The organism is Rhodococcus sp. IEGM 1372, from assembly GCF_030056835.1.
In the GTDB taxonomy this organism is placed as follows: Bacteria; Actinomycetota; Actinomycetes; order Mycobacteriales; family Mycobacteriaceae; genus Rhodococcoides.
The window spans coordinates 1-23,023 of record NZ_JASHKS010000002.1; the positions used below are offsets into that span (position 1 = coordinate 1).

Below are 23,023 nucleotides of genomic sequence, written 5' to 3' on the forward strand. Positions count from 1 at the left end.
TTAAGCACGCCGCCAGCGTTCGTCCTGAGCCAGGATCAAACTCTCCGTAAAAGACTCTCGATCAACAGTCGAAACTGCAAATCAGTCATAAACATAAAGAGTCAAATCACTAGCAAAAAAAACTCAACTAGCAAAACAAACAAAACCTTCTCACCTCAGACGGGAAGAATGAAGCAAGAAGATGTCACACTCACACCCCAAAAGGTATGAGCGCCAAAAAGATTCGGCACTGACATTCATCGACACACTGTTGAGTTCTCAAAGAACACGCGCACACCTTTCACCTTCGAGCTGAAGCTCGTGGATGTCCGGGGCAACCGTTCCAGCTTAGATCAGATGATCAAGCGCAGTCAAACTGGCTTCACATCCGTGAAGAAGTCGAACCTTTCGGCTTTGACATCTTCATGGTGTCGGAAGCGAACTCCGCGTTGCTCAGGCCTTGCGGTCTGGGCTGGCGTCCGTGTCGCTCTGACCTGGACAAAGTTACGCCCCGGATAACAACGCGTCAAATCCCCAGGTCGTTCACGCGTGAATCACGTGAACGGCCTGGTCGCAACCGGTCACTTACCCACCTGACGGGCGTCGTAACCAAATTACATGGATGTGACTCCGCCCACTGACTACAACTGAAAACTCAGTCCGCGATTCGGGCGCCTGCGAAGTTCCGCTTTCCGCGTCGGACCACCAACCACCGGCCGTGCAGGAAATCGTCCGCACCGGGCGTCCATTCTTCGTCGGAAATCTTGACGTTGTTGACCGATGCGCCGCCCTCCTTGACTGCGCGTCGGGCAGCGCCCTTGCTCTCGCTCAACCCCGTAGCGACGAGCAGATCGACGATGGTGTTCGGTGCACCGGCCTCGATGTCGGCCACAGACGCTTCCTGTAGCGCGGCGGCGAGCGTCTTCTCGTCGAGTTCGTTCAGTTCGGCCCGCCCGAAGAGCGCCTGGCTGGCCAGTTCGACCGAGCGAGTCGCTGCTTCGCCGTGGACGAGCGTGGTCATCTCGGCGGCCAGGCGCTTCTGCGCCTCACGCGCGTGCGGACGCTCGGTGGTCGCCGTCTCGAGTTCTGCCAACTCGTCCTTCGACAGGAAGGTGAACCAGCGCAGGTACTTCACCACGTCTGCGTCACCGGTGTTCACGAAGTACTGGTACCAGGCGTACGGGCTCGTCATCTCCGGGTCGAGCCACAGGCTGCCGCCTCCGGTGGATTTGCCGAATTTCTTGCCGTCGGCGGAGGTGACCAACGGAACCGTCATGGCGTGCACCGACTCGGCGTCCTGGCGCCGGTTCAGCTCCACCCCGGCGATGATGTTTCCCCACTGGTCGGAGCCGCCGATCTGAAGACTGCAGCCGTATTGCCTGCGGAGCTGCACGTAGTCGTTCGCCTGCAACAGCATGTAGCTGAACTCGGTGTACGACATTCCGTCGCTCTCGAGCCTGTTCTTCACCGTCTCGCGAGCAAGCATGACGTTGATCGAGAAGTGCTTACCGATGTCGCGAAGGAAATCGATCGCGGACAGCTCCCCCGTCCACGACAGATTGTTCACCACCACTGCACCCGTCGGGCTCTCGTCCAGGTCGACGAACCGTTCGAGCTGACCACGGATACGCGAGGCCCACTCGGTGACGACCTCGGGGGAATTCATGGTGCGCTCCCCTACATCGCGAGGGTCACCGATGAGTCCCGTCGCACCTCCGGCGAGGATGATCGGGCGATGGCCGGCCCGCTGGAAACGCTTGAGCGCCAGCAACGGCACGAGGTGCCCTGCGTGCAGCGAGGGACCTGTCGGATCGAAACCGGAGTACAGCGTGATCGGGCCCTCGGACGTAGCCTTCTTCAGCGCGTCCACATCGGTGGACTGTGCGATCAGTCCACGCCAGGTCATTTCGTCGATGATGTTCTCACTCACGACGTCGATCCTCCCGTATGGACGCATCCAGGCGTCGGTCAGGCCTCCGAGCCACCGGGAGCGGCGGCGCGGGGACTGCGTTTGTAGCTCGACACCGCCTGCGACCCGAGCATCCAGAAGCGCCACGGACGATCGGCTTCCGAACTCACCCCTACCCGTGGGCCGGATACAACGGCCTTCTCGTTCAACGGGCGCTCGAGTAATTCGAGGGTGACGGCCGACGACGCGTCGAACACGTCCGATCCGTTGTCCGCCAGCGAGACGCCAAGGGCTCGACCAAGATTTCCGGGCCCGCGGGCCCAACCGGCCTCGACCCGTGCGGACCGTGGACCGCGGCCGGCGCGCCTGGTCTCGACGATGTGGTGACCGGCCACCACTTCACCCGCTCGAAGCAACACCGCAGCGGCGGTACCGTCCGGGCCGCAGCTCACGTTCACACAAAGATGCATTCCGTAGCTCAGGTAGACGTACAGACGCCCCGCAGGACCGAACATCACCTGGTTACGAAGGGTCGGGCCCCGGAAGGAATGCGCGGCCGGATCCGGCCATGGACCATCGAGCGGACCACCGTAGGCCTCGACTTCCACGATGCGCACCGACACGTCGCCCACGGTGACGGTTCCGCCGAGGATGCGTCGGGCTGCGGCGTCGGGTTCCCCGATCTTCAAGTCAGCGACATTCATCGATCCCATGATGCTTCGCCCTTGACCACCGTGCGCCGACGGGGCTATGACTTCGACATCCGACAAGTCTGGAGGCCGCTATGGCGTTCACCGGTGAACACGCCGTCGAGATCACAGGGCTGACGGTTCGCCGCGGCAAGCGAACGGTGCTGAACAATCTGTCCCTGACAATCCCCCGTGGTGTCATCACCGGACTTCTCGGTCCATCGGGCTGTGGTAAGACGACTTTGATGCGATCGATCGTCGGCACTCAGATCGTCAGCAGCGGAACCGTGACAGTACTCGGATCGCCGGCCGGCTCGGCACCGTTGCGCCGCACCGTCGGGTACGTGACCCAGGCACCGAGCGTCTACCGAGATCTCACCGTTCGCGAGAACGTGCAGTACTTCGGGTCGCTGTACGGTCGCCGGCGCGCGGACGTCGCGTCCGCCATCGAGACCGTCGGACTGGCCGACCACGCGTCGTCACGGGCGGGCGAACTCTCCGGCGGCCAACTGGGGCGGGTCTCCCTGGCCAGCGCGCTGGTTGCCAAACCCGAGCTGATCGTCCTCGACGAACCGACGGTCGGCTTGGATCCCGTGCTGCGCTCGGAGCTGTGGTCGCGTTTCGCCGATATCGCGGCAAGCGGCACAACGGTGCTGGTCTCGAGCCACGTGATGGAAGAAGCGGAGCACTGCAGCCGTCTCGTTCTGATGCGCGACGGCACCGTTCTCGCCCACTCGAGCCCGGACGCGCTACTCGCGCGCACGAACGAAACGACCCTCGATCGCGCATTCCTGTCCCTCATCAGATCCACCGAGGAGACATCGTGAACGCGCGGATCTACGCAGCCGGCACGGGCCGCATACTGCGACAGCTACGAGCAGACCATCGATCGGTGGCGATGGTGCTGCTCGTTCCGTCCCTGCTGATGGTGTTGCTGTATTACCTGTACCGAGACGTGCCGACCCCGCCTGATCAGCAGTCGTTGTTCGATCGGATCGCCATCACGATGCTCGGCATCCTGCCGTTCGTCGTCATGTTCCTGATCACGTCGATCTCGATGCAGCGTGAACGCTCCTCGGGAACGCTCGAACGCCTGCTGACGACTCCGATGTCCAAACTGGATCTGCTCGCGAGCTACGGGTCCGCGTTCTCGCTGGCCGCCGTCGGACAGGCGGTACTCGCATGCACCGTCGCGTTCGGATTTCTCGGGCTCGACATCGAGGGCTCGGTAGGTTGGGTACTGGTGATCGCAGTCCTGGGAGCGATGCTCGGGGTCGCCATCGGACTGCTGTGCAGCGCATTCGCTCGCACCGAGTTCCAAGCCGTCCAGTTCATGCCGGTGGTCGTGATTCCACAGCTGTTTCTCTGCGGACTCCTGGTGCCGCGCGACCAGATGCCGAACTGGCTGAGCACGATCAGCGATGTCCTGCCGCTGAGCTACCTGGTCGACGCGCTCCAGGAGATATCCAGGTACCCCGGAGTCACCGGGCGCATGTGGACCGACATCGCCGTGGTCACGGCGTTCACCGTCGCCGCGCTGAGCGGAGCCGCCGCGACATTGCGTCGACGAACCCAGTAGTCGACGAACCCTGTAGTCGACGAACCCGGCGCGCGGCCGAGAGTTCTAGGACGTGGCGCGAGCCAGGATCGACTCGTGCTCGGCGTCGTCGACATCGCGGGCGTCGTCGGCGAGCAACACCGGGATGCCGTTCTCGATCGGATATGCACGCCGCAGTCGCGGGTTGTAGAGCAGTTCCCCTTCGATCAACAGCAGCGGGCCCTTGTCCACCGGGCACGCGAGTATGGAAAGCAGTGTCGAATCGATTGCCACAGGTGTCCTTTGCTCTGCTCCGGTCGAACCGGAGTGGTGTACTCGCTTACGCTACCGAACCCGTATTCTTCCGTGCCGACTCGTTCCTACGACGATTTTTCGGCCGCGGCCTCGCGCCCGACGAACCGTTCGGCCACAACAGCTTTCGTCAATCGACGGTAGCTGTTCGACTCGGAGTCGTAGAACCACGAACGTGCACTCGGCGTCGGAATGCCGACCTTCTTCAACGCCGTCGCGGTCGGTCGGTACGCGCGTCCTACCGGAATTTCGGGCACCACGTGCACGATCGCCGGCCGCTCGGCCGGGAGCAGCACTCCGAGAGCGTCCGTCAATGCACGAGCGGTGATCACCGCCTCCGGTTGCAGCGAGATGGCGCAGACGGCCACCTCGGTGGCCGAAGCCTCGACGCGCACCGATCGTGGCCGATCGGATGTCACCCGAACTCCGTAGACCACGGCCGAATCGACCTGATCCAGGTCACCTACCGCATCGACGATCGGCTGGGTGTACACCGGACCGCACGCCGAGCGCACCACGGTGTCCTTGCGGTCGACGAGCCAGTAATCGCCGTCGGAATCGCGACGGAAGAGGTTCTCGGTGGGGATCCAGGCATCCGTGGGCTCGAAGACTCCACGCATGACATGGCTGGTCGCTTCGCCGTCCCCGCTCGGTCGGCCGAGGAGCAGCCCGATCTCGTCGTCACGGCACTGCCGGACGAAACCGTCGTCGTCCTCTTCGAGACGGCCGGTGATCGGGTCGTAGGCCGCCAACGCAACCCGTGCACTGCCCGGCAGCGGACGTCCCTTGGAGCCGATCTTCGAGCCGGCCACATTGGCCAGGATCACGTCGTTCTCGGTGGATGCGTAGAACTCGAGCACCCGAGCCGGGCTGAACCGCGCCAGCGTGCGACGCCACAGCCCCACCGGCATACCGGAGCCGATGAACAGGCGCACCGGGTGGCCGGAGTCGACCGGGAACCGGCCGTCGTCGAGGATCTGCCGCATCATCGTCCAGGTGTAGCTCACGACGGTGACGCCGTAGCGGTACACCTCTTCGCTGAACCGCTCGGGCTCGAGACCACGGGAGAGCGCGATGCGTGACCCGCCCGCAAGCGCACCACCGATAGTGACGAGAATCCCGGCCGAATGATGTAGCGGGGCAAGGCAATAGACAGTATCTCCGGGTCCGAGCGCGGCCGTCGTCGCGGTTCCGAACGCAGACAACGCCCAGCGATGATTGGTGATGTATCTCGGTTCGAGACCGCGATCTGTGGTCGTGAACAGGATCATCGCCAGTTCGCGGGCACGACCCGGATCCGGCTCGTACCACTGAGGCAGACGCACCGCGTCGGGATCGATGGCCTCGAGATCGACCACCTCGTAGCCTGACGGGATGTCGAGGCGCCGAGTCTCACCGCCGCCGAGCACCAGGACGTTCGGTGCCACCGGGACCGCCGCCGCAGCGTTTTCCGGATCGGCGATCACCGTGTCGACGTCGACGGTTCGCAGGGCTGCGGTCAGGTCGCTGCCCGGCTGCAGCAGAACAGGTACGGCCCCGATCCGCGAGAGGGCCGCCATCGCGGCCAACGCGCTCGGACGAGTCTCCATCAACACACCGATGCGCGACGCAGGTCGCACGCCGACACTGATCAATCCGCGCACCACATTGTCGATGCGGACATTGACCGCATCGTAGGTGTGCACCCGGTCGTCGAACAGGAAGCACTCGCCGTTCGGAGACTTACGTCCCTGCTCGGCGATCAAGCGCCCCAACGACACTCGACTGTGCGGCTGCATCTGCCCGAGGCGGGCGAGCCTCGGCAACGTACGCACGGCCTCGGACGAGATTTCGCGGGTTCCGCGCACCGCGCCGGTCGCCGCGGACGCCAGCCCGCGGCCGACACCGACTCCCACCTCGGCGATGGAGGCAGCGGTGTGGATCAATCGATTGGTGATCGACACACCGCTTTCGGAATCGCCGTGGTCCTCGCGCTCCATCACACGGACCGCCTCCGGCTTCGGTCCGAGATCCTCGCGCCACCGAATCCAGTTTCCCGTCGTCGGCCAGGTCTGTGCAGCCGCGGTACTTCCGACAACCAGTCCGAAATGGCCTGCGCGCAAGGTGGTTTCGAATACCTGGGCACGCGGGGCAGCGCGCTGGATGCCGCGCACGGCCAACGGTTGACCGATGTCGTCGACTTCGCCGACGAAGGCGAGCACGGGCACCGTGAGTTCGGCCAGAGTCAGCAATCTGTCCTTGATGACGAAACCGCCGGTCATCATGCGGTTGTGGACGACGAACTGTTTCAACAACTCCGCAACGGCCGGGCCGGACCACGCCACCCACCCGTCCATCGCCAGAAAGCGACGCTGCGGCTCGCGTGGGAGCAGCGCCTCACGATCGTGCAACTGCCGCAGGAAGTCCAAGCGCGACCGCACGGTCTTCGCCGGATCGAGCAACTGGAATCCCGTCCGCGCCATCCACCCCGACACAGCGAGCCGAGTGAACACGTGATCGGCGAGGAACTCCGCTCCCCGCGTCGCCACGCCTGCCGGAATCCCGAGCGGCAGACCGGCAAGCGTGTCGACCGGAGCTCCGAACGTGATGAGGCTGGCCAGATTTCGGCCACCTCGATAGGCGGCTGCCTGGTAGCAGAACATGCCGCCCTGAGAGTAGCCACCCAGGTGGACGTCGCGACCGGTGTGCTCGTGCACCTTGTCGACGACCTCGCTGATCGCCACGACGTGATCGGCGAGCGTACGGCCCCATCCACCCTCTTCGGTATCGGGTGACCCGAAATCGACAACCCACGGATCCAGACCCATGCCGTGCAGAATTCCGGCCGCACCTTGGTCGGTGGTGACGTCGTAGACGTCCGCGGAGACCATCATCGGCGGAATGAGCACCACCGGAGGACTGTCCGCGGGCACATCGTCGGGGAAATACCGCCGAAGCCGATACATCGGCTCGCGATCCATCACCCGAAACGGCGACGGATCCACCTCGGTTTCGAGCCCACCCAGACGAATGACCTCGAGACCGTTCTGGGCTGTGGCGATGGCACGCCGCAGTGGTCCACGTACGGCATCTGCATTCAGTCCCACCAATACACTCCTGCGTTCGGCCCGACGGAACGACCGGCATCGGTCTTCGCGTGACGAAAGCTTCTCACATCACACTCGAGGAAACCGGCGTGGATATCGATTGCCCTCTCAGTGCTGCAACACCGGTTCCTCGGCCCACGCACGCAGGGTCGCGGCAGTCGCCCGCACGCCCCCGAGCTGATGAGCAACCTGCACGGCGGCCGTCCCACCGCGGGCATCGCGCGACGAGATCGAGCCCTCCACCGTGAGCACCTCGCGAACGTCGGGAGTGAGTGCCGGATCGATCGCGGCGAGTTCCTCGTCGGTCAGATCCACCAGCCCGACGCCTCGCGCCTCGGCCGCCCGAACGCAGGCACCCGCGGCCTCGTGGGCAACCCGGAACGCGATCCCCTGCCGCACCATCCACTCGGCGATGTCGGTGGCAAGAGTGAACCCGGCCGGTGCCAGCTCGGCCATGCGTTCGGTGTGGAATTCGAGTGTCGCCGTCAACCCGGTGAGCGCCGGGAGCAACAACTCGAGCTGCGCGACCGAATCGAACACCGGCTCCTTGTCTTCCTGGAGATCACGGTTGTAGGCCAACGGTTGCGCCTTCAGCGTGGCCAGCAGGCCGGTCAGATTACCGATCAAGCGGCCGGTCTTTCCGCGAGTCAACTCCGCGACGTCCGGATTCTTCTTCTGCGGCATGATCGAGCTGCCGGTCGACCACGCATCGGCCAGCGTCACGTAGCCGTACTCGGGAGTGCTCCACGAGATGACCTCCTCGGCGAATCGCGACAGATCCACCGCCGTCATCGCCAACACGAAGGACGCCTCGGCGGCGAAGTCACGTGAGGACGTGGCGTCGATCGAGTTCTCGGCGGACGAGTCGAACCCGAGCTCGGCAGCGATCTTCTCCGGACTCAGCCCCAACGACGAACCGGCGAGAGCACCGGAACCGTACGGCGACACCGCTGCTCGCGTGTCGAAATCCGCGAAGCGCTGCACATCGCGCAACAACGGATGGGTGTGCGCGAGCAGATGATGCGCCAGCAACACCGGCTGCGCGGCCTGCGAATGCGTCTTGCCCGGCATGACGGCCGTCGGATGCGCCGCTGCCTGGGTGGCCAACGCGTCGACCACATCGAGAACGCCGACCGACACCCGGCGGACGGCGTCGCGCAGCCACATGCGGAACAGCGTGGCCACCTGATCGTTACGCGACCGGCCCGCACGCAGCCGGCCACCGACCTCGGGTCCGACCCGGTCGATCAAACCGCGCTCGAGGGCACCGTGCACGTCCTCGTCCGATTCGGCTGCCACGAATTCACCGGAGGCGACGTCATCGGCGAGTCGCTGCAAACCGTCGAGCATGGTCTCGAGGTCCTGCGGGGTGAGCAGTCCGGCACCGTTCAGCACTCGGGCGTGCGCCATGGATGCGCGGATGTCGTACGGCGCGAGGACCCAGTCGAAGTGCGTCGACTTGCTCAACGCTGCCATGGCGGCGGCCGGCCCCGATGCGAATCTGCCGCCCCAGAGCGAACCTTCGTTGGTTCCGTGTGCGGTCTCCGAATTCGTCACAGGCCCAGGTCCCTCTTCGCGGCGATCTTCGACGACAGTCCGTGCAGCTGAACGAATCCCTTGGCCGCGGACTGGTCGAACGTGTCGCCCTCGTCGTAGGTGGCAAGGTTGAAGTCGTACAGCGACTCGCCACTGCGCCGTCCGTTGACGATGATCCCGCCCGCGTGCAGAACCAGGCGAATATCGCCGGAGACGTGCTCCTGCGTGTGCTCCACGAACGTGTCGAGAGCACCCTTGAGCGGGGAATACCACAGGCCGTCGTACACCAGCTCGGCCCACTTCTGGTCGGTGTGGCGCTTGTAGCGACCGAGTTCGCGTTCGAGGGTCACGTGCTCGAGCTCCTCGTGGGCGCGGATGAGCACCATGGCACCGGGTGCCTCGTAGATCTCGCGACTCTTGATGCCGACGAGCCGATCCTCGACCACGTCCAACCGGCCGACACCCTGCGCTCCGGCACGAGTGTTGAGCTCCTGGATCGCTTCGAGCACCGAGACCGGGCGACCGTCGATCGCGACCGGGCGACCCTTGTCGAACGAGACGATCAGTTCGTCCGGAGCCTGGAAGTTGACCGTCGGATCCTCGGTGTAGTCGTAGACGTCCTTGGTCGGCGCGTTCCACAGGTCCTCGAGGAAGCCGGTCTCCACCGCGCGCCCCCACACGTTCTGGTCGATCGAGAACGGCGACTTGGTGGTCACGTTGATCGGGATGTCGTTCTCCTCGGCGAACTTGATCGCCTTCTCGCGCGTCCACGCGTAGTCGCGAACCGGTGCCAACACCTCGAGCTCGGGGGCGAGGGTGTTGAAGCCGACCTCGAAGCGAACCTGGTCGTTGCCCTTGCCCGTGCACCCGTGTGCGACAACGGTTCCGCCGTGCGCCCGCGCGTTCTCCACGAGGTGCTTGACGATGAGCGGACGACTGATCGCCGACACCAGCGGATACCGATCCATGTACAGCGCGTTGGACTGCACCGTCGGCAAGCAGTACTCGTCGGCGAACTCGTTCCTGGCATCGACGACGACGGATTCGACTGCGCCGCAATCGAGTGCGCGTTGGCGCACGACGTCCATGTCCTCGCCGCCCTGCCCCAGATCGATGGCGACGGCAACGACCTCCTTGCCGGTCTCCCTGCCGATCCAGCTGATGGCGACGGAGGTGTCGAGTCCGCCGGAGTAGGCGAGGATGACGCGTTCGGCCATGGTGTTCAAGCTCCTTCGTTGTTCTTGATGCGCATGATGGGTAACCGGATCTCAGTTACCGCGTCGAGCAAGCTTTTCGATCTTGTCCGCGACCTCGCCACCGGTATGTGGCTCGCGGGCGATCAAAAGAATCGTGTCGTCACCGGCGATGGTCCCGACGATCTCGGGCATCGCAGCACGATCCAGAGCGCTGGCCAGGTAGTGCGCCGCGCCCGGTGGCGTGCGGAGGACGGCCTGGTTTCCGCTGTGATCGGTGGACACCAACAACTCCCCCAGCAACTTCAGGAGGCGGTCGGTGCCGCCGGACACTCCCCGGACCGGGCTGCCGTCCTCGGGCACGACGTACACCCCCACTCCACCGTCCGGCGCGCGCAGTTTCACGGCACCCAGTTCCTCGAGGTCCCGCGAGAGTGTGGCCTGAGTGGTGTCGATCCCTTCGGCTGCGAGCAACGACGCCAGCTGCGGTTGACTGCGCACCTGATGGGTGGCCAGCAACGCGATGATCCGTGCCTGCCTGCCCGCGCGGGTCGACGCGGTCAACGGCACCGCAGTGACGTCCTCGCTCATGGTCGTCGGGCCTGTTCGAGGAGCCACACCAGCAGTGCCTTCTGCGCGTGCAGGCGGTTCTCGGCCTCGTCCCAGACAACACTCTGAGGACCGTCGAGCACCTCGTCGGTGATCTCCTCGCCGCGATGTGCGGGTAGGCAGTGCAGCACGACGGCGTCCGACTGGGCCTTCGAGAGCAGGTCCGAATCGATTCGATACGGCCGGAACGGGGCGACGCGATCGAGACCGTCGTTCTCCTGGCCCATCGACGTCCAGGTGTCGGTGACGAGCGCATCGGCGCCGGCGGCGGCCTCGACCGGGTCCTCGGTGATGGTGATGGTGGCCCCGGTTTCCTCGGCACGCGCATGCGCCGCGTCGAGAACGTAGCCGAGCGGGGCAAATTCCTTGGGCGCAGCGATCCGCACGTTCAGCCCGGCCGTCACTCCGCCGATGAGCAGCGAGTGCGCCATGTTGTTGGCACCGTCACCGAAGTAGGCCAAGGTGCGCCCCTGCAGATTTCCCTTGTGCTCGATCAGGGTCTGCAGATCCGCCAGAACCTGGCACGGGTGGAACTCGTTGGAGAGGGCGTTGACGATCGGAATCGTTGCGCCGGTCGCCATCTGCTCGAGCCGCTTCTGCCCGAACGTGCGCCACACGACCGCCTCGACGTAGCGCGAGAGAACCCGCCCCGTGTCCTGCAGCGTCTCCTCACGACCCAACTGGGTGTCGCGGCCCGTCACCACCACGGCATGACCACCCAACTGCGCGATGCCCATCTCGAACGAGAAGCGGGTCCGTGTCGAGTTCTTCTCGAAAATGACGCCGACTCCCTTGGGGCCCTCGAGCGGACGCTTCGAGAACGGAGCACGCTTGAGTTCGGCTGCCAGAGCGAGGATTTCACCCTGCTGCGCGGGCGTGATGTCGTCGTCCCGGAGGAAATGCTGAACGGTCATGGCTGATGAGCCTCCTGTGCTGCGTCGAGAATTGCCGGTAACGCCGTCACGAACGACGCGGCTTGCTCTTCGGTGATGATCAACGGTGGTGCGAGCCGAAGCACGTCGGGCTGGGCCGCGTTGAGGAGGAAGCCTGCCTCGCGCGCGGCGGCTTCGGCCGCCGGTGCGACGGCGTCGGTGAGGACCACACCGAGGAGAAGGCCCGAACCCCGAACATGGCTCACCAGAGGGTGATCCAGATTCTCTATGGAGTGTGCGATGGTCTTGCCGATGCTGTCGGCGTGCGAGAGCAGGTCCTCGTCGGCGATGGTGCGCAGCACGGCCAGAGCCGCCGCCGCGCATACGGGGTTACCACCGAATGTGGTGCCGTGCTTGCCCGGATGCAGCAACTCCCCCGCCGCTCCGATGCCGATGCAGGCCCCGATGGGCAGGCCGCCGCCCAGACCCTTGGCGAGCGTGATGACGTCGGGCACGATGCCGACCGACTGGTGAGCGTAGAACCAACCCGTTCGGCCGATGCCGGTCTGCACCTCGTCCAGGACCAGCAGTGCGCCGTGCTTCGCGGTGATCTCGCGGGCGGCGAGAAGATATCCCTCCGGCGGGACCACCACGCCTCCCTCACCCATGATGGGTTCGAGAAACACTGCGGCAGTGTCGGAATCGACGGCGGCTTCCAGCGCGGCCACATCGCCGTACGGAACGTGGTGCACGCCGGCAGGCATCGGCTCGAACGGGATCCGCTTGTCCGGCTGACCGGTCAGAGCGAGAGCGCCCATCGTCCGTCCGTGAAACGACTTCTCCGCCGCCACGATGTTGGGACGGCCGGTCAGGCGAGCGATCTTGAACGCCGCCTCGTTGGCCTCGGTTCCCGAGTTGCACAGGAACACCCGACCGGTGGCCCCGGCACCGAGCTGCGCGAGCAATTGCTCGGCCAACGCGATACCGGGTTCTGTCGCATACAGATTCGAGGTGTGCCCGAGGGTGGACAGCTGAGTGGTGACCGCCTCGATCACCGCCGGGTGCGCATGTCCGAGGATGTTCACGGCGATACCCGCGAGCAGGTCCAGATACTGCTTTCCGTCGGCGTCGGTCACCACCGCGCCCTCGCCGCGGACGAGCGCCACGCGCGGAACACCGTAGTTGTCCATCAACGAATTCGACCACCGCTGTTGCAGATCGAGGGTGGACTCGGTGCCGGTCATGGCGTGACTCCTGACGTAGAAGAGTGATCGGGGGTGACCATGGTGCCGATTCCCTCACCGGTGAACAGCTCCACCAGCACGGAATGTTCGACGCGACCGTCGATGACATGAGCCGACGGAACACCGGCTCGAACCGCCCGCAGGCACGCTTCCATCTTCGGCACCATCCCGGCGTCGAGTGAGGGCAGCAACGCCTCGAGCGTGGACGCGTCGATCTCGGAGGTCAACGAGCTGCGATCGGGCCAATCCGTGTACAGGCCTTCGACATCGGTGAGCACCACCATCTTCTCGGCACCGAGGGCACTGGCGAGCGCCGCTGCCGCAGTGTCGGCGTTGATGTTGTGGACGACGCCGTCGCGGTCGGGCGCGATGGTGGACACCACCGGAATACGTCCTGCTGCAATGAGATCGAAGACCGCGGCCGGGTTCACCGACGTGACGTCCCCGACGAGACCGATGTCGGTCTCGGTGCCGTCGACCAGCACGGTGCGACGCGTCGCGGTGAACAGGTGCGCATCCTCACCGGAAATTCCGACGGCATACGGACCGTGACCGTTGATCAGGCCGACGAGCTCACGCCCGACCTGACCGAACAGCACCATCCGCGCGACGTCCATGACCTCGGGGGTGGTGACGCGGAATCCGCCGCGGAATTCACCGGCCAGGCCGAGTCTGGTCAGCATGGCCGAGATCTGCGGCCCACCGCCGTGAACGACGACCGGATGGATTCCGACGGTGCGCAGAAACACCATGTCGGCCGCGAACGCCCGCTTCAGATTCTCGTCGATCATGGCATTTCCGCCGTACTTCACGACGACGACCTTGCCCGAGAATCGCTGCAGCCAGGGCAGAGCCTCTGCGAGCGTGAAGGCCTTCTGCGCGGCCGTCAACTGCAGTGCGGCCGAGGTCATGACGAGTACGCCGAATTCTCTTCGACGTACGCGTGCGAGAGATCGGTGGTTCGGATGGTGGCCGACCCTGCGCCGAGACCGAGATCTATGGTCACCGAGATGTCGACGCCGGACAGATCGACCTGCCGAGCTCCCGGCGCTCCCACGCCGTCGATGCAGACCGGATTTCCGTTGAAGGACACGGCAATTCGATCAGGATCGAGCTCGATCGGGGCAATACCGATTGCCGCGAGCACCCGGCCCCAGTTGGGATCCGACCCGAACAGGGCCGTCTTGGTCAGGGAGTCCCTGGCGACCGCGCGAGCGCCGATCAGGGCGTCGTCCTCGCTCATCGCGCCCGACACGGTGATCCGCACCCGCTTGGTCACGCCCTCCGCGTCGGCCATCATCTGGTCGGCCAAGTCGTCGCACACCGCCAGGACCGCGGCATCGAGTTCTTCCTGCGACGGTGCGACTCCGCTGGCCCCGGACGAGAGCAGCAGCACGGTGTCGTTGGTCGAGGACGCGCCGTCGACGTCGAGCCGGTCGTAGGACATCCGGGTCGCCGCGCGCAGTGCCTTGTCCAGCTGGTCTGCGGTGGCGACAGCATCGGTGGTGATGACGCTGAGCATCGTGGCCAACGACGGTGCCAGCATGCCTGCACCCTTGGCCATGCCGCCGACGTTCCATTTGTCGGCATGATGAACGGCTGCCTGCTTGGGCACGGTGTCGGTGGTCATGATCGCGTACGCCGCATCGGTGCCACCCGAAATTCCGCCCGCGAGTTCGTGCACCACCTCGGTCACACCGGGCAGCAGCTTGTCCATCGGGAGCCGGTCACCGATGAGACCCGTCGAGCACACGGCGACCTCGATCGCTCCGGTCTCGGAACCCCAATTGCTCAGTGCGGACGCCACTTCCTCGGCTGTACGGTGCGAGTCCTGAAAGCCCGGCGCACCGGTGCAGGCATTGGCACCACCGGAATTGAGGATGACCGCGCGCAGCCGTCCGGTGGAGAGCACCTGCTGCGACCACAACACCGGCGCAGCCTTGACCTTGTTGCGGGTGAAAACACCCGCCGCAGCGAAATCGGGACCCTCGTTGAACACCAAGGCCAGATCGGACTTGCCACTCGCCTTGATTCCGGCCGGAATACCGGCAGCGCGGAAACCTGCAGGACAGGTGACACCCTGCGTGCGCACGAGCTTGCCCGCAATCATGCCGACGGCCTCCGCCTGGCTCCCGACGCTGCTCATGGTGCTACTCCTACGGTAGAGAGACCCTCGGTCTCGGTGATTCCCAGTGCAAGATTCATGGATTGGACGGCAGCTCCCGCCGTGCCCTTGGCCAAGTTGTCGATGGCCGCGATCACTACGAGCAAGCCGGCGTCCGCATCGACCGACACGCTCATCTGCACGGCGTTCGACCCGATGACCGAACCGGTCTGCGGAAGACGACCGGCTGGAAGCACGTGCACGAACGGCTCTGCCGCGTAAGCCTTCTCGTAGACCTCGACGGCCTGCGCCTGCGTGACGGTGGTGATCGCGGTGCAGGTGGCCAGGATTCCGCGAGGCATCGGTGCGAGAACCGGCGTGAAGGACACCGCAACAGCGCTACCGGCGAGCGCCGAGAGGTTCTGCACGATCTCGGGAGTGTGGCGGTGTGCGCCCGCAACCGCGTACGCCCGAACCGAACCCATCACCTCCGAACCGAGAAGATCTGCCTTCGGAGCTCGGCCTGCACCCGAAGTACCGCTGACAGCAACGATATTGACGCGGGGCTCGATGATGCCTGCGGCGACAGCGGGTGCGAGCGCGAGCGACGACACCGTCGGGTAACACCCGGGGACGGCGATACGAGTGGCACCGACCAATCGCTCACGGCAGCCCGGCAACTCCGGCAAGCCGTACGGCCAACTGCCCGCGTGCGGACTCTTGTAGTACTTCTCCCACGCCGCACCGTCGGTGAGGCGGAAGTCGGCCCCGCAATCGATGATCACCACGGACTCGGGCAGCTGCAGCGCGAGTTCGGCGGACTTGCCGTGCGGGAGCCCCAGGAACACGACGTCGTGACCCGCGAGCTCGTCGACGATGGTCGGGGCGAGAACGCGGTCTGCGAGAGGCAACAGATGGGGATGGAATTCACCCAGCGTCGCACCGGCATTGCCGCCCGCGGTCAGAGTGCCGATGACCAACGAACCGTCGCGCACTCCCGGGTGCCCGAGCAGCAATCGAAGAATCTCACCGCCGGCGTACCCACTTGCGCCCGCCACCGCGATGCGCCTCGGCGTGGCCTCCGAAATAGTCATGCGGTTTATTATGCAGCATCATGCAAGCTCATTCATGAACGGGTCCGGTGTGTCAGCGTCCACCCATGGACCTGCGGATCTCGTCGAGCTTCTTCCGGCCGGCTTCCTGGCGTTCGTTCCACTGCTCGTCGAGGTCACGGCCCGCCCTGGACTCTCGGTCCAGTTCCTCCGCGCCGACGGCTGTACCCGATCGCTGTTCGACCTTGTCGCGCACACCGTCCCACGTGGGCACCCCCGAATCGGTGAAGTCACCGATCGGCGCGCTCACCGCACCGGAACCGTATTCGGTACCGACAGGCAGGTCGTCGACCAGCTCCGCATCGATGATCCCCGGTACCGTGCCGCCGAGCGGAGCCCCCGGTGGTGGATCACCGAGCGGCTGGTCGATCCGCGGCTTCGTCACCTGCGGAACGTCCACGTCGGGAACCGTTCCGGGTGGTGCGCCGCGATCGGGTCCAGTGGATTCGGGTTCAGCAGTACCCAACTCGGCGGCCAGAGCAGACGCGGCAGCTGCCACCGGGGCGAGTCGCGGACGACCCGCCACGGCGGCAAGAACCTCCTCGATCACCTGAAGATCCGTCGCCGCACCGTCTGTTCCGAATTCACTCATGCGCTGCTCCCGTCACCCGTGGTACTCGTGACTCCACGCTACGGACACACGAGCCCGGGCATGCACGGATCGACCCCGCAGCTGCGCTGGTTCAACTGCGCAGCTGCGCTGGTTCAACTGCGCAACTGCGCGCCGACGGCCTTCGATGCCGCGTCGACCGCCGCATCGCGGGCAGCCGTTGCCTGATCCTCGGTCAAGGTGCCGTCGGCACCTCGGAACCGCAGCGCGAACGCCAGCGACTTGCGACCCTCGCCGACCTGTTCACCCTCGTAGACGTCGAACAGTCGAATCGACTCGAGCAGGTCGCCACCGCCGATCGTGAGCGCGGCTTCCACCGACGCCGCAGGTACGGACGCGTCGACCACCACTGCCACGTCCTGCAGCACCGCCGGATACGGCGACACCTCGGGGGCAGGGAGCGACTCGACGACGGGAAGAGCGCTCAGGCTCAACTCGACGGCACACGTACGCGGCGGCAGGCCCGCCCGCTCGAGCACGGCCGGATGCAGCTCGCCCGCGTATCCGACGACCTCACCGTCGAGCAGGACCTCCGCGCACCGACCCGGATGCCACGGAAGGTGCTGCGCCGCCCGAAGATCGACGTGCACTCCGGACGCCTCGGCAACCGTACGTACCGCAGCGAACGCATCGGCGGCCTCTGCCGCGCGGCCGGGACCCCACGGACCCGACAACTCACGCTGACCGGTGAGCACCATGCCCACGTGCACCGGCTGCGCCGGCAGCGATCCACGAAGCATGGCGATCTGGTCGTCGGTGGGACGACGGTCGACCGGCAACGCGTCCACAGCTGCGGTGGCGTCGTGTCGGAGCACCACCTGAGCAATGCCGAACAGCGAGACGTCTCGCTGACCGCGCGCGATGTTCCGGCTCAGCATCTCGAGCAAACCGGGAAGCACAGTGGTCGCGAGCTCGGGACGGTCGGCCTCGAGTGGATTGAGCACCGAGGTGGTCGCGCGCCGTGGGTCGTCCGCGTCGAGACCCCACGTGTCGAACACGCCCTTGGGCAGGAACACCGGAGGCAACACCTCGACGTACCCGGAGAACGCGAGTGCCTTGCCGACGGCACGCCTGCGCTTCTGTTCGGCAGTGAGGCCACGACCGCCCGGGGCCGACGGAAGTACCGACGGGATCTGTTCGAGCCCTTCGAGCCGCAGGACCTCTTCCACCAGGTCGGCGCGCTGCACCAGATCCGGTCGCCAGGACGGCGGGGTGACGATGAGCTGGCCGTGCCCGTCGTCGTCGACCGATACCTCGACTCCGCAACCGATCTGCGTCAACCGTCGGGCAGCGGTTCCGTTGGGGTACTGCACTCCGGCGATTCGGTCCGGCAGGTCGAAGTCCATCGTGATCGTGGGATATTCGGCTGCCTCGCCGATATCGGTCAACACGGGCTCGATCCGGCCGCCGGCGATCTCGACCAACAACTGTGCGGCCCGATCGAGTGCTGCGACAGGCAGAGCCGAATCCACGGTCCGCTCGAAACGCTTGCTGGCCTCGCTGGAGAGCTTGTGGCGACGACCGGTGCGGAACACCGCGAGTGGATCGAACGATGCCGCTTCGAGCACGACCTCGGTGGTCGAGTCGTCGACTTCGGTGGACGCACCGCCCATGACACCGGCCAACGAGATCGCTCCCGAGCCGTCGGCGATGACGACGTCCTCGGCATCGAGGGAACGCTCGACGCCGTCCAGTGTGGTCAGCTTCTCCCCCGCGTTCGCGCGACGGACGACCAGATCGCCGTCGAGCTTGGCCGCGTCGAATGCATGCAGCGGCTGGCCGAGTTCGTGGAGCACGTAGTTGGTGACATCGACGGCCGCCGAGATCGGGCGTACGCCTGCCAGCAGCAGTCGACGCTGCATCCACCAGGGCGTCGTCGCCGTCGGATCGATACCGACGATCTTGCGCAACGCGAATCGCGATGCGCCCGAGTTCGGTTCGACGGTGACCGACCAGGCGTCACCGGTGACCTCGGTGGGGACCGTGCGCGCCGGATCAACGAACGGAAGGTCGAAACTGCAGGCCAGTTCGCGGGCAAGTCCGCGGACCGAGAAGGCGTAACCGCGATCCGGCGTCACGTTGAGCTCGATGACCGAGTCCAGCAGGCCTAGAACGGCTTTGGCGTCGTCACCCGGGGCGGCCGTGCCCTCGGGCAGCACCAGAATTCCGGAGTGATCCTTACCCAACCCGAGTTCGAGCGTCGAGCAGATCATGCCGTTGGAGTTGCGGCCGTAGGTCTTGCGCGACGCGATGGCGAATCCCCCGGGCAGGACGCTGCCCGGCAGCGCGGCCACGATCAGGTCACCCTCGGCGAAGTTCCTGGCCCCGCACACGATTTCCTGTGGCTCGGCTGCTCCGACGTCCACCAGGCAGAAGCGAATCGGTTTTTTGAACTCGGTCAGCTCCTCGATGGAACTGACCCGACCGACCACGAGTGGCCCGGTCACGTTGTCCAGCGAATCGAGTTCCTCGACCTCGAACCCGACCCGCACGAAACCGGCGTCGAGTTCCTCGGGCGAGACGGCCCAGTCGGGCGTCCCCGCGTGCAGGACCTCGGTCAGCCAGGATTGTGGGACTCGCACGTGTGCTCAGCTCTTTCTTGTATCCGAGAAGAAGTGGGGCGGGTGAAGAACGTCCGTCAGGCCTGAACACCGAAGGGCAAAGTGAACCTGATGTCGCCTTCGACGATGTCGCGCATGTCCGGGATGTCGTTGCGGAACTGGAGCGTCCGCTCGAGACCCATTCCGAACGCGAATCCGGTGTAGACCTCCGGATCGATGCCACTGGCCTGCAGTACCTTCGGGTTGACCATTCCGCAACCACCCCACTCGACCCAACCGGCCCCGCCCTTCTTCTTCGGGAACCACACGTCGACCTCGGCCGACGGCTCGGTGAACGGAAAGTAGTTGGGACGCATGCGTGTGCGGGTGTCGTTGCCGAACAACGCCTTCGCGAACGCATCCAGTGTGCCGCGCAGGTGCGCCATGGTCAGGCCCTTGTCGATCGCAAGACCCTCGACCTGATGGAAGACCGGAGTGTGCGTCGTGTCGAGTTCGTCCGTGCGGAACGTCCGTCCCGGGCAGACGACGTAGATCGGAACCTCACGCGAGAGCATCGACCGAACCTGCACCGGGGAGGTATGAGTACGCAGAACCTGACGCGAACCCTCCGGCGCGATGTGGAACGTGTCCTGCATCGTGCGTGCCGGGTGGTCGGGCAGGAAGTTCAGCGCGTCGAAATTGAAGTGTTCGGTCTCGACCTCGGGGCCTTCTTCGACTTCCCAGCCCATTCCGACGAACACGTCGGCAACCTGTTCGGCGATGATCGTGATGGGGTGCCGGGCGCCGATGGGAGCTCGGTCGGTCGGCAGTGTCACGTCGATGGTTTCTGCAACCAGGATGGCGGCGTCACGCTCGGCCGACAGCACGGCGCGTCGCTCGTCGAAGGCCTTCTGCACTCGATCACGCGCTGCCTTGACGCGTTTGCCCGCGTCCGCCTTCTGATCCCCCGGGATCGCACCGAGCGCGCGCTGCGCCAGTGCCAACGGAGCCTTGCCGCCCACGTGATCGATCTTGACCTTGGTCAGAGCATCGAGGTCCGACGCGTCGGCGAACGCCTGCTCGGCCGAGTCCACTGCGGATCCGAGCGCGGACTCCTCGAGAACGGACGGATCTACCGGCTCGGGTCCGCCATCTTTCTTCGCCACGACAGCTGCACTCCTCGAGTAATAGTCGGTGTCTGCTCAGAACAGACAGGTATCGATCCTAGGTGAGACCTGCTCACGGGGTTTCGGAGCGTCGCTGCGCCCTGGCACTCGCGTACAGGCAGATCGCCGCGGCGGTCGCCAGGTTGAGGCTCTCGGCGCGGCCGTGGATCGGGATTCGAATGCGGTGATCGGCGTCGCGCGTCACGGACTCCGAGAGCCCGTGTGCCTCGTTGCCGAACAACCACGCCGTCGGCTGCGTGAGCAGCTCGTCCGCGTCGTCCAAGTCCACTTCGCCATCGGCGGCCGTCGCGACGATGGTCAGACCCGCCCTGCGCAACGCGTCGATTCCGGACTCGATCGATCGCTCCCGAGCGATGGGCAGATGGAACACGCTGCCCGCCGAGGCGCGGACGCATTTGCCGTTGTGGGGATCCACCGAATCGCCCAGCAGAACGACCGAATCCGCTCCTGCCGCGTCGGCGACGCGAATCACAGTCCCGGCATTGCCCGGCTCGGCCGTCTCCACCGGTACGGCCACCAGCCGCGGTGTTCCGGCCAACGCACGGTCGATCGGGACGTCGACCAACTCGGTGACTGCGATGAGACCCTGCGGAGTGACCGTGTCGGACAAGGCTTTCGCAGCACGGTCGGTGATCGGATGAACTCGTACGCCACCCGCCTCGACGGACGCGATGAGGTCATGGTGGCGCTCGAAAGCATCCGCGGTGAAGAACAGCTCACGAACCAACCGGGACCGGGCCGCCTCTGACACCGCATTGAAGCCTTCGGCCAGAAAGAGCCCGGTCTTCTTGCGTTCCGCGGCTCGAGCGAGCTTGACGGCCGAAACGACCCGCGGAGTTCGCTCGGTCAGCGAATCCACGGGCCGTTTCGGTGTTGAGTCGTCGTACGTCGACTCGCTCAGGCTGCTTCTCCGGCCGGAGCGTTGACATCGGCAGGCAGTGCGGCCTTGGCGATGGCGACCAGGCTTGCGAACGCCGCAGCATCCGACACAGCGAGCTCGGCGAGGATCTTGCGGTCGACCTCGACTCCCGCGGCCTTGAGGCCCTGGACGAAGCGGTTGTACGTGATGTCGTTGGCGCGAGCTGCAGCGTTGATACGCGTGATCCACAGCTTGCGGAAGTCACCCTTGCGCGCGCGGCGGTCCCGGTACGCATAGGTCAGCGAGTGGAGCTGCTGCTCCTTGGCCTTGGTGTACAGACGTGAGCGCTGTCCGCGGTAGCCCTTGGACGCTTCGAGAATCGAACGGCGCTTCTTCTGGGCGTTGACGGCCCTTTTTACGCGTGCCACTGGTGAATCCTGTCGATCTGGGGGTGTGTGAAACCCCGAATGGTAATGGGATGAAGCCGACCGAAATCAGTCGGCGGCGGGCCGAATCAGATGCCGAGCAGGCGCTTGATCCGCGGCACGTCGGCCTTCTTGACAACGGCGACACCATCGAGGCGACGAGTCACCTTGGTGGGCTTGTGCTCGAGCAGGTGGCGACGGCCGGCCTTCTGGCGCAGGATCTTGCCGCTGCCGGACACCTTGAATCGCTTCTTGGCACCACTGTGGGTCTTCTGCTTGGGCATGAAATCCTCTTCTTCTGTAATAGCTCTTCGGTGTTGCATGGCACAGCCGCACATCGCTACGGAAATGCTGTGCACCGAAGCAGGTGTAGGGCTGTCTTACTGGTAGAGCGCGAGGCTCAGTTGGTCTGCGCCGGAGTAGCCGGAGCTGCTGCGGCCGGTGCTTCGGCAGCCGGGGCTGCATCGGCGGGCTGTTCCGGCGCGGGGGCCGGTGCGCGCTGCGCGGGCGGAGCCGCTGCGCTCTCCTGTGCCTTGACGCGAGTCTTGGCACCCTTGTGCGGCGCCAACACCATCGTCATGTTGCGGCCGTCCTGCTTGGCCGAGGTCTCCACGAAGCCGAGCTCCGCGACGTCCGCGCCCAGGCGCTGCAGCAGACGGAAGCCGAGTTCGGGACGCGACTGCTCACGACCGCGGAACATGATGGTGACCTTGACCTTCGAGCCGGCTTCGAGGAAGCGAACGACGTTGCGCTTCTTGGTCTCGTAGTCGTGCGCGTCGATCTTGGGGCGGAGCTTCTGTTCCTTGATCACGGTGAGCGTCTGGTTCTTGCGCGATTCGCGCGCCTTCTGCGCAGCCTCGTACTTGAACTTCCCGTAGTCCATGATCTTGCAGACCGGCGGACGTGCGTCGGGAGCTACTTCTACAAGATCGAGGTCGGCTTCGAGAGCCAAGCGGAGTGCATCTTCAACACGCACGATCCCCACCTGTTCACCGCCCGGTCCGACAAGCCGGACCTCGGGAACTCGGATGCGATCGTTGATGCGGGTCTCAGTGCTGATGGGGCCTCCTAGGTAGTGCGGTGTGGTGTGTAACCCGACCGCCTGCCACTGGCACAGCCCGTCGCCGTCGATCCTCGACATTCCCCGCAGCGATGTGAACCGCTGCAACGAAAAAACCCTGCTCTCGGTGTGATCCGATGGCAGGGCCCGATGTCGACCG

Annotated in this window: 21 protein-coding genes; 2 read left to right on the forward strand and 19 right to left on the reverse strand. The window is 65.3% G+C overall.

What is annotated here, in order from left to right:
- Nucleotides 1-634: 634 nt before the first annotated feature.
- Together tyrS and QM590_RS02485 are read right to left on the reverse strand one after the other, a co-directional pair.
- Nucleotides 635-1,909 (reverse strand): tyrosine--tRNA ligase, encoded by a 1,275-nt coding sequence (gene tyrS, locus QM590_RS02480; protein ID WP_269593978.1) that lies wholly within the window; start codon nt 1,907-1,909, stop codon nt 635-637.
- A gap of 38 nt (nt 1,910-1,947) precedes the next feature.
- Nucleotides 1,948-2,592, reverse strand: coding sequence for a DNA-3-methyladenine glycosylase (locus tag QM590_RS02485; protein ID WP_269593977.1), 645 nt, complete (start codon nt 2,590-2,592; stop codon nt 1,948-1,950).
- Between the two features lie 80 nt (nt 2,593-2,672).
- On the opposite strand from QM590_RS02485, the gene QM590_RS02490 reads away from it, so the two are divergent.
- Nucleotides 2,673-3,404, forward strand: a complete 732-nt coding sequence (locus QM590_RS02490) for an ABC transporter ATP-binding protein (RefSeq protein ID WP_269593976.1) — start codon at nt 2,673-2,675, stop codon at nt 3,402-3,404.
- Nucleotides 3,401-4,156 carry an ABC transporter permease gene (locus tag QM590_RS02495; protein WP_269593975.1) on the forward strand — a complete coding sequence of 252 codons (756 nt, stop codon included), beginning with the start codon at nt 3,401-3,403 and terminating at the stop codon, nt 4,154-4,156. Before QM590_RS02490 ends, QM590_RS02495 begins: the two co-directional genes overlap by 4 nt.
- A 45-nt stretch (nt 4,157-4,201) precedes the next feature.
- Here QM590_RS02495 and QM590_RS02500 read toward each other — a convergent pair whose 3' ends face one another.
- From QM590_RS02500 to infC, 17 genes are all read right to left on the reverse strand, one after another.
- On the reverse strand, nt 4,202-4,408 hold the full coding sequence (locus QM590_RS02500; protein WP_037192601.1) for a Trm112 family protein: 207 nt from the start codon (nt 4,406-4,408) through the stop codon (nt 4,202-4,204).
- Between the two features lie 86 nt (nt 4,409-4,494).
- Nucleotides 4,495-7,515 carry an AMP-binding protein gene (locus QM590_RS02505; protein ID WP_149406072.1) on the reverse strand — a complete coding sequence of 1,007 codons (3,021 nt, stop codon included), beginning with the start codon at nt 7,513-7,515 and terminating at the stop codon, nt 4,495-4,497.
- Nucleotides 7,516-7,620: 105 nt separating this feature from the next.
- Complete coding sequence (gene argH, locus QM590_RS02510) at nt 7,621-9,069, reverse strand: argininosuccinate lyase (protein ID WP_269593974.1); 1,449 nt, start codon at nt 9,067-9,069, stop codon at nt 7,621-7,623.
- Nucleotides 9,066-10,265, reverse strand: a complete 1,200-nt coding sequence (locus QM590_RS02515; protein WP_094640067.1) for an argininosuccinate synthase — start codon at nt 10,263-10,265, stop codon at nt 9,066-9,068. The genes argH and QM590_RS02515 overlap by 4 nt, the downstream gene beginning before the upstream one ends.
- 51 nt (nt 10,266-10,316) lie before the next feature.
- Nucleotides 10,317-10,832: an arginine repressor gene (locus tag QM590_RS02520; protein ID WP_037192611.1), complete on the reverse strand. Its 516-nt coding sequence runs from the start codon at nt 10,830-10,832 to the stop codon at nt 10,317-10,319.
- Entirely contained in the window at nt 10,829-11,764 is a 936-nt protein-coding gene (gene argF, locus QM590_RS02525; protein ID WP_094640068.1) for an ornithine carbamoyltransferase, read from the reverse strand. The genes QM590_RS02520 and argF overlap by 4 nt, the downstream gene beginning before the upstream one ends.
- Entirely contained in the window at nt 11,761-12,966 is a 1,206-nt protein-coding gene (locus QM590_RS02530; RefSeq protein ID WP_269593973.1) for an acetylornithine transaminase, read from the reverse strand. Before QM590_RS02530 ends, argF begins: the two co-directional genes overlap by 4 nt.
- Nucleotides 12,963-13,877 carry an acetylglutamate kinase gene (gene argB / locus QM590_RS02535; protein WP_269593972.1) on the reverse strand — a complete coding sequence of 305 codons (915 nt, stop codon included), beginning with the start codon at nt 13,875-13,877 and terminating at the stop codon, nt 12,963-12,965. The genes QM590_RS02530 and argB overlap by 4 nt, the downstream gene beginning before the upstream one ends.
- Nucleotides 13,874-15,076: a bifunctional glutamate N-acetyltransferase/amino-acid acetyltransferase ArgJ gene (gene argJ / locus QM590_RS02540; protein ID WP_269594004.1), complete on the reverse strand. Its 1,203-nt coding sequence runs from the start codon at nt 15,074-15,076 to the stop codon at nt 13,874-13,876. The genes argB and argJ overlap by 4 nt, the downstream gene beginning before the upstream one ends.
- Before the next feature lie 32 nt (nt 15,077-15,108).
- Complete coding sequence (gene argC / locus QM590_RS02545) at nt 15,109-16,164, reverse strand: N-acetyl-gamma-glutamyl-phosphate reductase (protein WP_269593971.1); 1,056 nt, start codon at nt 16,162-16,164, stop codon at nt 15,109-15,111.
- Between the two features lie 52 nt (nt 16,165-16,216).
- Nucleotides 16,217-16,774, reverse strand: a complete 558-nt coding sequence (locus QM590_RS02550) for a hypothetical protein (RefSeq protein ID WP_269593970.1) — start codon at nt 16,772-16,774, stop codon at nt 16,217-16,219.
- 113 nt (nt 16,775-16,887) lie between these two features.
- Complete coding sequence (pheT, locus tag QM590_RS02555) at nt 16,888-19,374, reverse strand: phenylalanine--tRNA ligase subunit beta (RefSeq protein WP_269593969.1); 2,487 nt, start codon at nt 19,372-19,374, stop codon at nt 16,888-16,890.
- A 56-nt stretch (nt 19,375-19,430) separates the two neighbouring features.
- The gene (pheS, locus tag QM590_RS02560; protein ID WP_269593968.1) at nt 19,431-20,498 is read right to left on the reverse strand and encodes a phenylalanine--tRNA ligase subunit alpha; all 1,068 of its coding nucleotides are present in this window, start codon (nt 20,496-20,498) and stop codon (nt 19,431-19,433) included.
- A 73-nt stretch (nt 20,499-20,571) separates the two neighbouring features.
- Nucleotides 20,572-21,378 carry a TrmH family RNA methyltransferase gene (locus QM590_RS02565; RefSeq protein WP_269593967.1) on the reverse strand — a complete coding sequence of 269 codons (807 nt, stop codon included), beginning with the start codon at nt 21,376-21,378 and terminating at the stop codon, nt 20,572-20,574.
- Between the two features lie 38 nt (nt 21,379-21,416).
- Nucleotides 21,417-21,806, reverse strand: a complete 390-nt coding sequence (rplT, locus tag QM590_RS02570; RefSeq protein WP_032378959.1) for a 50S ribosomal protein L20 — start codon at nt 21,804-21,806, stop codon at nt 21,417-21,419.
- Between the two features lie 86 nt (nt 21,807-21,892).
- Entirely contained in the window at nt 21,893-22,087 is a 195-nt protein-coding gene (gene rpmI / locus QM590_RS02575) for a 50S ribosomal protein L35 (protein ID WP_008715923.1), read from the reverse strand.
- A 116-nt stretch (nt 22,088-22,203) separates the two neighbouring features.
- Entirely contained in the window at nt 22,204-22,944 is a 741-nt protein-coding gene (infC, locus tag QM590_RS02580) for a translation initiation factor IF-3 (protein WP_045199680.1), read from the reverse strand.
- Nucleotides 22,945-23,023 lie beyond the last annotated feature (79 nt).